Origin of the sequence: Mesorhizobium sp. M1006 (assembly GCF_040318825.1) — a bacterium.
Classification (GTDB): domain Bacteria; phylum Pseudomonadota; class Alphaproteobacteria; order Rhizobiales; family Rhizobiaceae; genus Mesorhizobium.
Map to the genome: position 1 here is coordinate 25,758 of NZ_JAMYMZ010000016.1, position 14,865 is coordinate 40,622.

The 14,865-nt window shown below is 61.2% G+C and carries 16 protein-coding genes; 7 read left to right on the plus strand and 9 right to left on the minus strand.

Annotation, left to right across the window (positions count from 1 at the left end; translation table 11 throughout):
- Positions 1 to 214: 214 nt before the first annotated feature.
- Together clpX and NKH60_RS17175 are read right to left on the minus strand one after the other, a co-directional pair.
- A complete protein-coding gene (clpX, locus tag NKH60_RS17170) occupies positions 215 to 1,489 on the minus strand; it encodes an ATP-dependent Clp protease ATP-binding subunit ClpX (RefSeq protein WP_006332719.1) in 1,275 nt (424 codons plus the stop codon).
- Between the two features lie 304 nt (positions 1,490 to 1,793).
- Positions 1,794 to 2,423 carry an ATP-dependent Clp protease proteolytic subunit gene (locus NKH60_RS17175; RefSeq protein WP_023674655.1) on the minus strand — a complete coding sequence of 210 codons (630 nt, stop codon included), beginning with the start codon at positions 2,421 to 2,423 and terminating at the stop codon, positions 1,794 to 1,796.
- Between the two features lie 343 nt (positions 2,424 to 2,766).
- Between NKH60_RS17175 and NKH60_RS17180 the strand changes: the two genes are divergently transcribed.
- Positions 2,767 to 3,357, plus strand: coding sequence for a hypothetical protein (locus NKH60_RS17180; protein WP_352833289.1), 591 nt, complete (start codon positions 2,767 to 2,769; stop codon positions 3,355 to 3,357).
- Positions 3,358 to 3,361: 4 nt separating this feature from the next.
- On the opposite strand, the gene NKH60_RS17185 is transcribed toward NKH60_RS17180, so the two are convergent.
- Positions 3,362 to 4,465, minus strand: a complete 1,104-nt coding sequence (locus NKH60_RS17185; RefSeq protein ID WP_352449347.1) for an NAD(P)/FAD-dependent oxidoreductase — start codon at positions 4,463 to 4,465, stop codon at positions 3,362 to 3,364.
- Positions 4,466 to 4,561: 96 nt separating this feature from the next.
- On the opposite strand from NKH60_RS17185, the gene NKH60_RS17190 reads away from it, so the two are divergent.
- Positions 4,562 to 5,809 (plus strand): cytochrome P450, encoded by a 1,248-nt coding sequence (locus NKH60_RS17190; RefSeq protein ID WP_352833292.1) that lies wholly within the window; start codon positions 4,562 to 4,564, stop codon positions 5,807 to 5,809.
- 160 nt (positions 5,810 to 5,969) lie between these two features.
- Here NKH60_RS17190 and NKH60_RS17195 read toward each other — a convergent pair whose 3' ends face one another.
- The gene (locus tag NKH60_RS17195) at positions 5,970 to 6,884 is read right to left on the minus strand and encodes a LysR family transcriptional regulator (RefSeq protein ID WP_352682001.1); all 915 of its coding nucleotides are present in this window, start codon (positions 6,882 to 6,884) and stop codon (positions 5,970 to 5,972) included.
- A 109-nt stretch (positions 6,885 to 6,993) separates the two neighbouring features.
- Between NKH60_RS17195 and NKH60_RS17200 the strand changes: the two genes are divergently transcribed.
- Positions 6,994 to 8,451 (plus strand): LVIVD repeat-containing protein, encoded by a 1,458-nt coding sequence (locus NKH60_RS17200; protein ID WP_352449344.1) that lies wholly within the window; start codon positions 6,994 to 6,996, stop codon positions 8,449 to 8,451.
- Positions 8,452 to 8,610: 159 nt separating this feature from the next.
- On the opposite strand, the gene NKH60_RS17205 is transcribed toward NKH60_RS17200, so the two are convergent.
- The 5 genes from NKH60_RS17205 to NKH60_RS17225 form a co-directional block, all read right to left on the minus strand.
- The gene (locus tag NKH60_RS17205; protein ID WP_352501543.1) at positions 8,611 to 8,961 is read right to left on the minus strand and encodes a cupin domain-containing protein; all 351 of its coding nucleotides are present in this window, start codon (positions 8,959 to 8,961) and stop codon (positions 8,611 to 8,613) included.
- A gap of 5 nt (positions 8,962 to 8,966) precedes the next feature.
- Positions 8,967 to 10,247, minus strand: coding sequence for an O-acetylhomoserine aminocarboxypropyltransferase (locus NKH60_RS17210; protein ID WP_352501542.1), 1,281 nt, complete (start codon positions 10,245 to 10,247; stop codon positions 8,967 to 8,969).
- A gap of 159 nt (positions 10,248 to 10,406) precedes the next feature.
- Entirely contained in the window at positions 10,407 to 10,928 is a 522-nt protein-coding gene (locus NKH60_RS17215) for a CoA-binding protein (protein ID WP_352682009.1), read from the minus strand.
- 76 nt (positions 10,929 to 11,004) lie between these two features.
- Positions 11,005 to 11,427 (minus strand): VOC family protein, encoded by a 423-nt coding sequence (locus NKH60_RS17220; RefSeq protein ID WP_352833298.1) that lies wholly within the window; start codon positions 11,425 to 11,427, stop codon positions 11,005 to 11,007.
- Between the two features lie 9 nt (positions 11,428 to 11,436).
- Positions 11,437 to 12,258: an enoyl-CoA hydratase gene (locus tag NKH60_RS17225; protein WP_352833301.1), complete on the minus strand. Its 822-nt coding sequence runs from the start codon at positions 12,256 to 12,258 to the stop codon at positions 11,437 to 11,439.
- 156 nt (positions 12,259 to 12,414) lie between these two features.
- On the opposite strand from NKH60_RS17225, the gene NKH60_RS17230 reads away from it, so the two are divergent.
- From NKH60_RS17230 to NKH60_RS17245, 4 genes are all read left to right on the plus strand, one after another.
- Positions 12,415 to 12,879 carry a PaaI family thioesterase gene (locus NKH60_RS17230; protein ID WP_352542427.1) on the plus strand — a complete coding sequence of 155 codons (465 nt, stop codon included), beginning with the start codon at positions 12,415 to 12,417 and terminating at the stop codon, positions 12,877 to 12,879.
- Between the two features lie 214 nt (positions 12,880 to 13,093).
- Entirely contained in the window at positions 13,094 to 13,558 is a 465-nt protein-coding gene (gene rplM / locus NKH60_RS17235) for a 50S ribosomal protein L13 (protein WP_023674645.1), read from the plus strand.
- A 1-nt stretch (position 13,559) separates the two neighbouring features.
- Positions 13,560 to 14,042, plus strand: a complete 483-nt coding sequence (gene rpsI / locus NKH60_RS17240) for a 30S ribosomal protein S9 (RefSeq protein ID WP_023674644.1) — start codon at positions 13,560 to 13,562, stop codon at positions 14,040 to 14,042.
- Positions 14,043 to 14,266: 224 nt separating this feature from the next.
- Positions 14,267 to 14,797 carry a hypothetical protein gene (locus tag NKH60_RS17245; protein WP_352542425.1) on the plus strand — a complete coding sequence of 177 codons (531 nt, stop codon included), beginning with the start codon at positions 14,267 to 14,269 and terminating at the stop codon, positions 14,795 to 14,797.
- Positions 14,798 to 14,865: the final 68 nt, after the last annotated feature.

Consider the following 14,865-nt stretch of genomic DNA (forward strand, 5'->3'; position numbering starts at 1 on the left):
CGTTCCGCCTACCACCGTTTGTGACGGGAGTTTTACAGCACAGAATTCGGCACCACGGCCTTCCGCCTTTAGTTGGAGGCACAGGGGGTAAAGATCAAGGGTCAACACGGTCCGTCCCTCCAATCCGCAGCCACTACGCGGCGCCGTACGCGGTGTGCGACAGCAAAACGGCGCCCTGCGGCGCCGTTTCAGAAAAATCCATTGCCGGCTCACGTCAGGCGCTGACGTTGCCCTTCTTTTCCTTCTGCTCGGAATAGATGTAGAGCGGCCTGGCGTTGCCTGACACCACCTCTTCCGAAATAACCACTTCGCGCACGCCTTCCAGTGCCGGCAGCTCGAACATGGTGTCGAGCAGGATCGCTTCCATGATCGAACGCAGGCCGCGTGCGCCGGTCTTGCGCTCGATGGCGCGCTTGGCGATCGCCGACAGCGCGTTCTCATGGAAGGTCAGGTCGACATTCTCCATCTCGAACAGCCGCTGATACTGCTTGACCAGCGCGTTCTTCGGTTCGGTCAGGATCTGGATCAGCGCCGGCTCGTCGAGATCCTCCAGCGTCGCCAGGACAGGCAGACGGCCGACGAACTCGGGAATGAGGCCGAACTTCAACAGATCCTCAGGCTCGACCAGGCGGAAAACATCGCCGGTGCGGCGATCCTCGGGCGAAGCGACGATGGCGCCGAATCCGATCGAGGTCTTTCTGCCGCGATCCGAGATGATCTTGTCCAGGCCGGCGAAAGCGCCGCCGCAGATGAACAGGATGTTGGCGGTGTCGACCTGCAGGAATTCCTGCTGCGGATGCTTCCTGCCGCCCTGCGGCGGCACGGAGGCGACAGTGCCTTCCATAATCTTCAAAAGTGCCTGCTGCACGCCCTCGCCCGACACGTCGCGGGTGATCGAGGGATTGTCCGACTTGCGCGAGATCTTGTCGATCTCGTCGATATAGACGATGCCGCGCTGGGCGCGCTCGACATTGTAGTCGGCCGACTGCAACAGCTTCAGGATGATGTTTTCGACGTCCTCGCCGACATAGCCGGCCTCGGTCAGCGTCGTCGCGTCGGCCATGGTGAAGGGGACGTCGATGATGCGGGCCAGCGTCTGCGCCAGCAACGTCTTGCCGCAGCCGGTCGGGCCGATCAGCAGGATGTTCGACTTCGCCAGCTCGACGTCGTTGTTCTTGCCGGCATGGGCGAGGCGCTTGTAGTGGTTGTGGACGGCCACCGACAGCACGCGCTTGGCGTAAGGCTGGCCGATGACGTAGTCGTCGAGAACCTTGAGGATTTCCTGCGGGGTCGGCACGCCCTCGCGCGACTTCACCATCGAGGTCTTGTTCTCCTCGCGGATGATGTCCATGCACAGTTCGACGCATTCGTCGCAGATGAACACCGTCGGCCCGGCGATCAGCTTGCGCACTTCGTGCTGGCTTTTGCCGCAAAACGAGCAATAAAGCGTGTTCTTGGAATCACCGCTGTTGTTGCCGACCTTGCTCATTTTCATGTCCTTTCATGGCCGCCCGCCGATGGTCTGGTTGAAAGGGCGCATATTCAATCTATCGCGGGAATCCGCTGCCGCCAGTGCCCCGGCTCCCGCAACGCATTCCGTACGAAACACAAATCGGAAAACGGGGCAATGATTCGAACAACCCCACGCAAAGCTAAGCCGTCGAAAATCAACATAGCCTTAACGTAGGCAATTGCACCCGTCGAGGGAACAGCCAATTGTGGCCGAAATGCCGCAAGCTGCGCCAAAAGCGCGTGATCCCGCCACTCATTGCCACCGCGGGGCCACCGCGGACCTATAAGGCAATACCTTCGACCGGCTCACGTGACGAAATGACCTTGTCGATGAGGCCGAAATCCCTGGCCTCGTCGGCAGTCATGAAATGGTCACGGTCGAGCGTTTTTTCAATCTCATCATAACTCTTGCCGGTGTGCTTGACGTAGACCTCGTTGAGGCGGCGCTTCAGCTTGATGATGTCCTGGGCATGGCGCTCGATGTCGGAAGCCTGGCCCTGGAAGCCGCCGGAAGGCTGGTGGACCATGATGCGGGCGTTCGGCGTGGCAAAGCGCATGTCCTTGTGGCCCGCCGTCAAGAGCAGCGAGCCCATCGAGGCGGCCTGACCGATGCAGAGCGTCGACACCGCAGGCTTGATGAACTGCATGGTGTCGTAGATCGCCATGCCGGAGGTGACGACGCCGCCGGGCGAGTTGATATAGAGGTTGATTTCCTTCTTCGGATTCTCCGCCTCGAGGAACAGCAGCTGCGCGCAGACAAGCGTCGCCATGCCATCCTCGACCGGGCCGGTGATGAAAATGATGCGCTCCTTGAGGAGCCGCGAGAAAATGTCGTAGGCCCGCTCGCCGCGATTGGTCTGTTCGACCACCATCGGAACGAGGTTCATGTAGGTTTCGACGGGGTTCTTCATGGACTATCCCTTTTTGAGGATGGGATTCCGGCGCCGGAGATTTGCAATCGGGCAGAATCGGTTCTGGATCGTTATTGTGTAAATAGGATGCCGGCTCACCCTAGCGCAAGGCCGCCTCTACTAGCCATCCGGTTAAGTCGAATCAAGGTTTCCAAACCAGTTTCGCCTGTCGCCGTGCCTGTAGCCCCTCTCCTGCCGTGGGAAGGGGCGCTCATGCTTGGCCGTTGTTAGCAGTTTCTTAACCCCATCGCTTAACGAAAAGTGGTGAAACCGCTTTTTCCGGCCACGGCTTACCCTACAATTCAACGTTGAACTCGCTTCGCAGTTCAAACAGGGGAGTGCTATGATCAAGAAAGTTGCTTCCTTGGCCCTTACCGGCATCAGCGTTCTCGGCATGGCGTCCGAAACGGCTGCCGGCGGACGCGCGGTCGAATGCTACGAGCAGGTCAATCGGCCGGCCGTCTACGACACCGTCTACGAGGAGGTGCTCGTCAGCCCAGCCGGCCAGCAGGTGCAGTATGAAGCGCCGATCTATGGGACGCGCGAGCGCGTGGTGCAGATCGCGCCGGCGCGCGTCAGCTACGAGATCGTGCCCGCCATCACCCGCACCATCTACCGGTCCGTGAGGGTCGATGACGGCGGCTATTCCTGGGAATGGCGCATCATTCATGGCCGCAAGGTGCTGTGCAAGGTCAGGCACAGGGCGCGCTATGAACGCGTGGCCGAGATCGTCGTGATTGAGCCGGAACGCCGGCGGCGCGTTGTCCTGCCCGCCGAATACGAGAGCGTCGCCGAAGAGGTGCTGGTGCGGCCGGAGCAGCGGCGCATCATCGAAATTCCGTCGTCTTATCAGACAGTGGCCCGCCGCGTGGTGGTCAGGGAGGGCTCATCCAGCTGGCGGCGCGTACATATTCCGAGGCATTGCCGATACTAGGCGCTCAGGCCGCCTCGGCCCTGAGCCATTTCTTCAGGCCGCCGACATCGCCATTGCCGACGCAGGCCGCAACCCTTCTGCCGACCGCCGCGCCGAACTTGTAGCCGTGGCCGGAGCAGGCCGAGACGACCAGGCATCTGCCTTTCCGGTGGGCCAGAAATTTCTCGTCGGCGGTGAAGGTGTAGGCGCAGGTGACCACTTCGGTGACCTTGTACTCGTCAATACGGGCAATCGGCGGTGAAAACAGGTTGCGGATCGCCTCGCCTTCGCCCGGCACCGGCTGACGGTTCCAGTCGGCATCGCTGGTCGGCACCCTGTGCAGGCCCGAGCCGAATTTCATGCCGGCCCCGCCCGAGGGCGGGATGGCGTAGCCGTCGACAGTGCCGCCGATGTTGAGGACGACCGGTGCTTCCTGCCAGACCGCTTTCAGGTCCGTCGGCGGTTCGACATAGGCGAGCGCGGTGCGCCAGGTTTTCAGCTCGCCATCCAGCTCCGGGAACAGTTTTAGCACCCAGGCGCCGGCAGCGACGACGATCCGGTCGGCCTGCATCGTTTCGCCGCCCGCCAGCACGACATGCCCGGCCTCGGCGTCGATCTCGACCACCTTGCTGTTTTCGTAGACATTGGCGCCGTTCGCGCGCAGCCACCTGGCGAGGCCGGCAGCGATCTTGCGGCAGTGCAGCGCGCCGCCGTCCGGCGAAAAATACGCATAGCGGAATGAACCAGGTTCTAGGAACGGCCAGCGTTCGACCGCGGCATCCGGCTCGAACAATTCGAACGGGTAGTTCCCGGCTTCCATGCCTTCGCGGTATTCCTCGGCCTCATCGCCCGGCTGGCGCGAAATGCAGATGAAGCCGCGCGGATCGAGATGGCTTTCACCGAGATCGGCCCACATCTCATCCCAGGCTTCATACGCTTCGGTGATCAGCCGGCCATAGCCCGTTCCGGCCCGGTAGGCGCGGCGGATGATGCGATGATGGTCGCCGGAGGCGGCGAGCGGATTGGGGATTGGTCCCTGCTCGACGATCGAGACGAGGTGACCGGCCTTGGCCAGCGACCACGCCGTCGAAAGCCCGGCAATGCCTGCACCGACCACGATCACATTCATGAAACCGTCCTTCCGCAGCCGCTTCGGCGGCTCGCCTCACGGGAGGGCCAACATACGGTCTGGCACCAGACAGGCAAGCCGCGCTAATGATCTGGCATGACCGAATTGAAGCCGCCCTACCTTGCCTTTGATCCAGCCTCCCGCCGCCTGCGGCTCGATCCGCACGAACCGGCTTTTTTCCAGGACCCTTACGAAGCCTATGCCTTCCTGCACGGCGCATCGAACGCCTTCGTCTGGGAAGAATTTGGTTTCTGGTGCTTTGGCGGCTTCGACGACGTCAACCGTCTGTTGCGCGATCGCCGCTTCGGCCGCCAGAACCCGGCCGGCATTCCGGACAGCCGGGGCATCGGCCAGGACCGCACGCATCTCAGCGCCTTCGACGACGTCGAGGCCAATTCGATGCTGGAGCTGGAGCCGCCTGTCCACACACGGCTCAGAACGCTGGTCAACCGCGCCTTCGTCTCGCGCCAGGTCGAGCGGCTCAGGCCACGTGTCGAGGCGCTGGCCAACGAACTGATCGACCGTCTCGAACCAGGAGGAGTCGACCTGCTGCCGGCATTCGCAGCTCCCTTGCCGATCACCATCATTGCGGAGATGCTCGGCGTGCCGGTCGACATGGGGCCGCAGCTGCTCGACTGGTCGCATCGGATGGTCGCCATGTACATGCATGGCCGCACCCGCGAGACGGAGGACACGGCCAATCGCGCCGCGCGCGACTTTTCCGATTTTCTGCGCGGCTACGTCGCCGAGCGGCGAAAGAGGCCGGGCGAGGATCTTCTGTCGCTGCTGATTGCGGCACAGGAGGACGGCCAGAAACTGTCGGAGGACGAGCTGGTATCCTCGGCCATCCTTTTGCTCAATGCCGGCCATGAAGCAACTGTCCACCAGACCGGCAATGCGGTGCGCTCGATCCTTGCGCAAGGCGGCGACGCGCGCCGCTTCTTCGCCTCACCGGAAGCAACAGCCGCGACGGTCGAAGAGTGCCTGCGCTTCGACGCGCCGCTGCACATGTTCACGCGCTACGCCTATCAGGAGGTCGAGGCCGGGCCGGGGATCATCGTCCAGCCGGGCGAGACGATCGGGCTGTTGCTCGGCATGGCCAATCGCGACCCTACTGCGTTTGCCGAGCCCCTCGCCTTCAGGCCGGACCGTGCCGACCAGAAGAACGTATCGTTCGGCGCCGGCATCCATTTCTGCATCGGCGCGCCGCTCGCCCGGCTCGAACTGCAGGTGTCGCTGAAAACCTTGTTCGACCGGCTACCGCAGCTGCATCTTGCCGAACAGCCGCGCTTCCGCGACACCTATCATTTCCACGGGCTGGAAACGCTTGCCGTCAGAATCTGAGGACGGCTTCCGACGACAGGCTTCGAAGCCGGCTCCGGCGAATTCCGGTCAAATAGGTAACATCTCAAGGCCGCGAGTGCCAAATAATCGCTGATTGAACGATGAAGCTACCGGAAGCAGGACCTCACACTAAAAATCCCGGATGCCTACAGAAATTCGGTCATGAAGCTTGAAGAGAGACGGGATTTGAATCTTTTTGCGTCGTCTCGCGGACGATGTCGAGGAAGGCCTTCAGCACCGGCGAGGGTTGTTCATGCCGGTAGATGATTGAAGTGTCGATAGACAAGGTTCGTCCCTGGATAGGGCGATAAACGACGCCGCTCCGGCGCAAATTTTGCAGACAGGCGGGCAGCAGCGAGACGCCCAGCCCGACGGATACAAGTCCGATGATTGTCTGCTTCGGCGTTGCTTCTCGAACGATCCTCGGGCTGAACCCGGATGAACGGCACAACCCGACGATCTCGTCATAGAGGGATGGATTGATGCTGCGCGGGAACTGAATCAACGCTTCGGAGGCCAAGTCGGCTAGCGCGACCTCTGCTTCCGAGGCCAGCCGATGCGTTTCCGGCAAGGCCACGATCAGGGGTTCGACCAGTATGCTTTCGACCTTCAATGCGTTGTGAACGACGGGAGGATGAACAAAACCGATATCGAGCTGGCGTTCGGCCACAGCCCTGACTTGATTGGGAATGCGCAGGTCGGTCAGGCTCAACTCGACCTCGGGATAGCGCTTGGTGAAGCGTTGGACGACAGACGGCACCACGCTGTAGATAGCCGCGTCGATGAATCCGACAGCAAGATGGCCGGTTTCGCCACGATCGGCTTTGCGAGCAAGCTCCACCGCCTGCTCTGTCTGCTGAAGCACGGCCCTAACCTCATCAAGGAACACACGCCCCGCCGCAGTCAGTTCGACCTTGCGCTTGGTGCGCTCCAGCAAGCGCACACCCATCGCCTGTTCCAGTTGCTGGATCTGCTTTGTCAGGGGCGGCTGTGAGATATGCAAGCGCGCTGCCGCGCGCCCGAAATGCAGCTCTTCGGCGACGGCCATGAAGGACTGCATCAGCTTGTGGTTCATCTTCAGCCTTTAATTTCCCAAATAGAATTACCCATGGCTCAAACGATATTGGAGGGAAAGTATCGGAATCTGCAAAATCCGGAAAGCTGCAAAATCCGGGAGACGCGCTTTGAAAAATTCCGAGATTTCACGCCGCCAGATGCTGAAAGTGCCGCTCATCGGCGCGACGATCGCCGCGACATCTCAATCCGGTCTTGTTTGCGAGGCCCTTGCCCAACCCGTTCCAGCTTCGTCGCCAGCGCCCCCTGGCGCTTTCGCCCACAATGTCGAAGCAGTGGGCTATACCGATCTCGATCATCGCCCAGCCTTCAAAATGGCGATCAGGCAGGTTGGCGAACGTTGGTATCTCTACACTGGGCACTTCTGGCACTCCGGCTGGAGCATCGTGGACGTGACCGACCCGGCCAAGCCCGAGACGGTCAAGTTCGTGCCCTATCTCGGCACGAATACTTGGACTCTACAAATAGATTTGTCCGGCGACACGATGGTGACCGCCCTCGAAAAGCCCTTTGCTAATTTCGGCGGTGACCCCGACGCACCGTTCGGCGAAGGCGTTCTGATCTGGGATATCGCGGACCCCATCAATCCGAAACAACTCAGTCACTACCGCACCGGCGGAAACGGCACGCATCGCAACCTCTATCCCGGTGGACGTTATGTCCACCTTGCCGCCGGCATGCCGGGTTACAGGGGCAACATCTACGTCATCCTCGATATTTCGGATCGCTCGAATCCGCGCGAAGCCGGACGCTGGTGGGTGCCGGGCCAGCACGAGGCCGGCGGCGAGAGCTTTGCGGCTGCGAAGCCCGCCGCCGACCAGGAGACCGCCGATCGCTACCGGTTGCGACTGAAGCCGCAATGCATGTGCGGCGCCTTCTGCGCCAGCACGGGCGAGGATGTCTCGCTGCACGGCCCGCCTTATGTCACTGGCGATCTTGTCTATTTGCCTTATGGTGCGGCGGGAATCGTTGTGCTCGATATTAGCGATGTCTCCCAGCCGAGGCAGGTCGGCGGCCTGAGCTTCAGCCCTCCGTTTCACTCGCGCTTCGGTGTGCATAGCGTGCTGCCGATTCCAGAGCGCGGCATTGCCTTCGCCAATTCGGAGAACGTCACCTATGGACTTGGTCCGATGCATCACGCTTCGATCGTCGATATTTCCGATTCCAGTGAACCCTTTCTGCTGTCGCTGTTGCCCGAACCAGTGCCACCCGAAGGCGCTCCCTATTCGGATTTCACAACTCGTGGCGGCTGGCGCGGACCGCACAACATCAACCACCACCAGCATCATCCCGATGTCCAGAAACAAGGCGATCTGTTCTATATCGCGCACTTCAACGCCGGGCTCAGGGTCTATGACGTCTCGAATACTCGGCTTCCGCGCGAGGTCGGCTACTTCATCCCGCCGGAGCCAGTCCGACGCTACGGCCCTATGCCGGAAGACAAGCTGGTTGTTCAGACCGAGGACGTGGTCGTGGACCGGCGCGGCTTCATTTACATAACTGACAAGAACCAGGGGCTCTGGATTCTCCGCTACACCGGCCCGCGGCCGGAAACGGATCGAACGTGACGGTCACATTCACCCTGAATGAAGCCTTAGTCGGAGCGCGGAAGCGGAGGCAGTCATGATTTGCTGGGAAAGTTTCATGGCACCGCGGCATTATGAGCCGATACGGATTTTCCGACACGGACATCGATCGCCTTTTGTAAAGTCCGGCGCGATGCGAGATCAAAGCTTGATCACATACTCCTTGCGCGTCGTTTCAAGCACTTCCCAGCTGCCCTTAAAGCCCGGCCTCAGCACGAAACTATCGCCGGCTTTGACGGTGCGCGCCTTCCCGCCGTCTTCGGCGATCGCCGAGACCCCTGACAGGATGTGGCAGAACTCCCATTCGTCATATTCGATGCGCCATTTGCCCGGCGTTGCTTCCCAGATGCCGGCATAGAGGCCGCCGTCCTGTTCCTCGACATTCCAGGTGCGGAATTTCGGATCGCCCGAAATCAGGCGATCCGGCGCTGGTGCGCCAAGTTCCGGTTCGACGGTGTCGACGCCGACGGAAAGAAATTTCGGCGTGGTCATGGCGATCAAACCTTGGCGAGAGCCTGTTCCAGATCGGCGACGATGTCGTTGACGTCCTCGATGCCGACCGAAAGCCTGACCGTGTCAGGCCCTGCCCCGGCGTTGATCTTCTGCTCGTCGGAAAGCTGGCGATGCGTGGTCGATGCCGGGTGGATGACCAGCGACTTGGTGTCGCCGACATTGGCCAGATGCGAGAACAGTTCGAGCGCCTCGACGAACTTGATGCCCGCCGCATAGCCGCCCTTCAGCCCGAAGGTGAACACCGCGCCGGCGCCAAGCGGCGAGTACTTCTTCTGCAACGCGTTGTTCTTGTCGCCGGGCAAGCCGGGATAGGAAACCCAAGCGACCTTGGGATGGTTGGAGAGCCATCCGGCGACCGCCGACGCATTGTCGCAGTGGCGCTGCATCCTGAGCGGCAAGGTTTCCAGACCGGTCAGGATCAGGAATGCATTGAACGGCGAAATCGCCGCGCCGATATCGCGCAGCCCGAGCACTCGGGCGGCAATGGCGAAAGCGAAATTGCCGAAGGTTTCGTGCAGGACGAGGCCGCCATATTCGGGGCGCGGCTCCGACAGCATCGGATACTTGCCCGACTTCGACCAATCGAACGTGCCGCCGTCGACAATAGCGCCGCCGATCGAATTGCCGTGACCGCCGATGAACTTGGTCAGCGAATGCACGACGATGTCGGCGCCATGCTCGATCGGCCGCAGCAGATAGGGCGAGGCCAGCGTGTTATCGACGATCAGCGGCAGGCCGTGCTTGCGGGCGATGTCGCCAATCTTCTCGATATCGACGAAGACGCCGCCAGGGTTAGCCAGGCTCTCGATGAAGATCGCCTTGGTCCTGTCGTCGATCTGGCTCTCGAAGGTCGAGATATCATTGGTGTCGGCCCAGCGCACCTGCCAGCCGAAATTCTTGAAGGCGTGGCCGAACTGGTTGATCGAGCCGCCGTAAAGCTTTGTCGCGGAAACGAAATTGTCGCCGGGCTGCATCAGATTGTGGAAGACCAGCACCTGCGCGGCATGGCCGGAGGCGACCGCAAGGCCTGCCGTGCCGCCTTCGAGTGCCGCGATGCGCTCTTCCAGCACCGCCTGCGTCGGGTTCATGATGCGGGTGTAGATGTTGCCGAACGCCTTCAGCCCGAACAGCGAGGCGGCATGGTCGGCATCGTCGAAGACGAAGGAGGTGGTCTGGTAGATTGGAGTCGCTCGCGCGCCGGTCGCCGGATCCGGCTTGGCGCCGGCATGGACGGCGAGCGTGTTGAAACCGGGCGTGCGGGCCATCGAAAAACCTCCCTCAATGGTGAATGGTGAATGGTGAATGGTGAATGGTGAATGGTGAATGGCAAAGTCGGCCAGCCCCACCCTGATTGCAAGCGGCTCATATGCCGCCTTGCCCGCCTTCCAGAAAAATCTTTCTATTCACCATTCACTATTCACTACCTACTTCTGGCGAACGCCGAAACTCTGGAATCCCGGCCGCATCAGCGGCTTCTTCGACGACAAAACGCCGGAATTGACGCCGGTCCAGCCGATCTCGCCGGACAGCTTGCCATATTCGATCTTGGGGCAACGGTTCATCACCACCTTGATGCCGGCGGCCTCGGCGCGCGCGGCGGCCTCGTCATTGCGCACACCAAGCTGCATCCAGATGACTTTCGGCAGCGGATCGAGCCGCAACACCTCGTCCACGATGCCCGGCACGGCAGCGGAGCCGCGAAAGACGTCGACCATGTCGATTGGCTCTGGAACATCGGCCAGCCTGGCATAGGTCATCCGCCCGAGGATTTCCTTGCCGGCCTGGCCGGGATTGATCGGGAACACCGAAAACCCTTTGCCGAGCAGATATTTCAGCACGAAATAGCTCGGCCGCACGTCATTGGCCGATGCGCCGACCATGGCGATGGTCTTCACCGAATTGAGGATGCCGGCGATATAGGCGTTGTCGTAGGCGTCGTGGTTCATGCCTCGTCATACAGCGCTTCGGAGTGAGGTGCCAACAGCCGAGCAAGTGGCTTGCAATGGGCCAGGGAGAACGTCGTCAGCCCGGCAGCGAGATCGTTCCGTCTTCCGCAATCGGAAAGGCCGGATTGTACGCAACCTCCCAGACATGCCCGTCGGCATCGGCGAAATAGCCATACCAGCCGCCCCAGAAGGCGCGCCCGGCCGGCTTGACGATCTTGCCGCCAGCCTTCTCAGCCGCCGCAAGCACTTCGTCGACCTCGGCGTCAGAGCGGGTGTTGTAGGCGAGGTAGACGGCCGACGGCGCCTTCGAGAAGCTGACGCCCGAATCCTCTTCGGCGCTTGGGCGCGGAAACAAGCCAAGAATAGCGCCGCCCATCTGGAAGAAGGCAACGCCGTCGGTGATCCCGGCATGGCGGGTCAGGCCCATCGCCTCATAGAAGCGCGTCGCACGGTCGAGATCGTCGGTGGCGATGGTGATGATGGAGATGCGCGGTTCCATATCCGCCTCCTACTCCTCCGGCCATTCCGGCTTGCGCTTGCCGATGAAGGCGCCAATGCCCTCTTCCGCATCGCGCGCCAGCATGTTCTCGACCATGACTCGCCCGGTGTAATCATAGGCCTCGGCCAGCCCCATTTCTGCCTGTTCGTAGAAGGCTTCCTTGCCGATCTTGACGACCAGAGAGGATTTGGACGCAATGGTTTGCGCGTATTTGGTGACAATCTGATTCAGATATTCGCGCGGCACGACGCGGTTGACCAAGCCGAATTCCTTGGCGGTTGCCGCATCGATCGTCTCGCCGGTCAAAAGCATCTCCAAGGCGTGCTTGCGCGAGACGTTGCGCGACAGCGCCACCATCGGCGTCGAGCAGAACAGTCCAATATTGACGCCAGGCGTGCAGAAGGTCGCCTCGTGCGAGGCGATGGCGAGATCGCAGCTGGCGACCAACTGCAATCCGGCCGCCGTCGCCAGGCCGTCGACTTCGGCGATCACCGGCTTAGGATGGCGAACGATCGCCTGCATCAGTGAAGCGCAGGCGGAAAACGTCTTTTCGAAGAAGCCCCTGCCGCGATCGGCATCGGCGCGGTGCGCGCTCAACTCCTTGAGGTCGTGTCCGGCGCAGAACACCTTGCCGACCGCCCCGAGGACGATGACGCGGACGGATTTGTCGGCCTTGGCGCGGTCGAGTTCCGCCGTCAGCGCCGCCATCACTGCAAGCGAAAGAGCATTGGCCGGCGGATTGGCGAGCGTCAGGCGCAGCACGCCGTTGTCCAGCCTGGAGACGACCGGCCCTTCGGCAACGGCAGGCTTGATGGCGACGATTTCGGCCATGATCATTCCTCTGCGATTCCGGATCGATGATGGACTAATCTAGTATGCCGCCTCGCTTCGTCCAACTCCCTCGTCCGCTTCTGCCATAATGAATGGGGTGTTGCCAGAAACGCCACGTCGCGTTCATACATGCAGGGCGCAAACCGGGAGACTGAAATGCCCGCCCACAGCAATCTCAAGCCGGTGCTGGCGGCTGCCGAAATCAACGCGCTGATGGCGACCATTTTCCCGCAGCTCAACGACCAGTTCACCTTCTACGAGGCGTTGGAGGTGTTTCCAGGCGGCTGTGTCGTGCGGCTCAACGCCGACGAGCGCCATTTGCGTCCCGGCGGCACCGTGTCGGGTTCGGCGCTGTTCACGCTGGCCGACATAGGCGGCTATGTCTGCGTGCTCTCGCATGCCGGACCGGATGCGCTTTCGGTCACCACCAGTCTCAACATCAATTTCGTCCGCAAGGCCGAGGCCGGGCCGATCGACGGCCATTGCCGCATCCTCAAGCTCGGCAAGAGCCTGATGGTGTTCGATATCGACATCGTCGCCGGCCCGGAGGGACACACGGTAGCGCACGCAACGGGCACCTATTCGATCCCGCCAAAGCGGATTGACGGTGTGGTAAAATAATACCTTTCATCCAAGGCATTGTTTTTGCTGGATTTTGATAGCTCGCCGACATTTCACGCGCCTTGACGCAGTCGCCGTCCTCTCCTATAAGCCCTCACGGAACAGCGGCCCGCAAAGGCCGCCGTTTTGTTATTGGCGGCGGGCAAGCGCCTTTCGCCAATCCAAGCAACAAGAAACGCCTTCTTTTGAAGGTCCGAACCGAAAGCAACAATCCATGGCAACCTTTTCGCAGAAGCCTGCGGATGTGGTGAAGAAGTGGGTGCTGATCGACGCCGAGGGTCTCGTCGTCGGCCGTCTCGCCACTGTCATCGCCAATCATCTTCGCGGCAAACACAAGCCCACCTTCACCCCGCACGTCGACGACGGCGACAACGTCATCGTCATCAATGCCGACAAGGTGGTGTTCACCGGCAAGAAGTTCACCGACAAGGTCTATTACTGGCACACCGGCCATCCCGGCGGCGTCAAGGAGCGCACCGCGCGCCAGCTGCTCGAGGGTCGTTTCCCCGAACGTGTCGTCGAGAAGGCCGTCGAACGCATGATCCCGCGTGGCCCGCTCGGCCGTCGCCAGATGAAGAACCTCCGCGTCTATGCAGGCACGGAACATCCGCATGTCGCCCAGCAGCCCGTCGTCCTCGACGTGGCCAAGCTGAACGCCAAGAACAAGAAGGTTTCGTAAGATGGCTGAGCTTTCCTCGCTCGCAGAACTCGGAGCTGCCACCGGCAATACCAACACCCAGCCGGCCGCACCCGTCCACGTCCAGAAACTCGATAAGTCGGGCCGCGCCTACGCCACCGGCAAGCGCAAGAACGCCATCGCCCGCGTCTGGGTGAAGCCCGGCTCCGGCAAGATCGTCGTCAACGACAAGGTGTTCGCCGAATATTTCGCGCGTCCGGTGCTGCAGATGATCCTCAACCAGCCGATTATCGCCGCCAATCGCGCCGGCCAGTACGACATCGTTGCCACCGTCATCGGCGGCGGCCTTTCCGGCCAGGCGGGTGCCGTGCGCCACGGCATCTCCAAGGCGCTGACCTATTACGAGCCGGCGCTGCGCGCCGTGCTCAAGAAGGGCGGCTTCCTGACCCGCGACAGCCGCGTCGTCGAGCGCAAGAAGTACGGCAAGGCGAAGGCCCGCCGCTCCTTCCAGTTCTCGAAGCGTTAAACAGAGACCTGTTTTCTATCGATTTTGTCAAATGGGCTGCGTATTTCGCAGCCCCTTTTCTTTGTCGACATAGCAATACCGCATCTTCAGGTGACCCAACATAATATTAGTAGTATCTTAATTACAGGCGCGTTCCAGATCCCAGGCCAGCAGCCAACTCCACAGAGCGGGAGCTGTGCACGTTGCGACGCGCCGGTAACCCGACGCTCGCGAAGGAGGAGGCAATGCGCATCCATTCCAGCAGTGTGTTTCTGGCAGCTGTCGCCGCCACTTGGGCATTCGCCGCGCCTGCGGCCGACAAAAGCGACGAGCAGCTGATCGAGAATGCGATTACAGCGGCACCGGCGGCTGTCGGCAAAAACGCCGCCGTCGTGAATTGGGAGATGAAAACGTTGAGGAAGGGCACCAACGGTTTCACTTGCATCCCGGACGACCCGAGCACTCCCGCCGACGACCCAATGTGCACGGATGAGAACGGGATGGCGTGGATGCACGCGATCATGTCCAAGAAGGAGCCGCCTGCAGGGAAAGTTGCTTTCGCCTACATGCTAAAAGGAGGCGATGCGGCCAGCAATACCGACCCCTTTGCAACCAAGCCGCCGGAGGGGGCCGAATGGCTGCATGATGGTCCGCACGTGATGGTCATGAACGCACCAGACATGATGGCCTTGTATCCCCACGAGCCGAACCCCACACAACCATACGTCATGTTCCCCGACACGCCCTACGCGCACCTGATGATTCCAGTCAAATAGATCAAGCAAGACCTGCCGCGAAACGTAGTGGCGGGTCACCTGAGGGAAGGGAGCCGCGCTTATTTTCG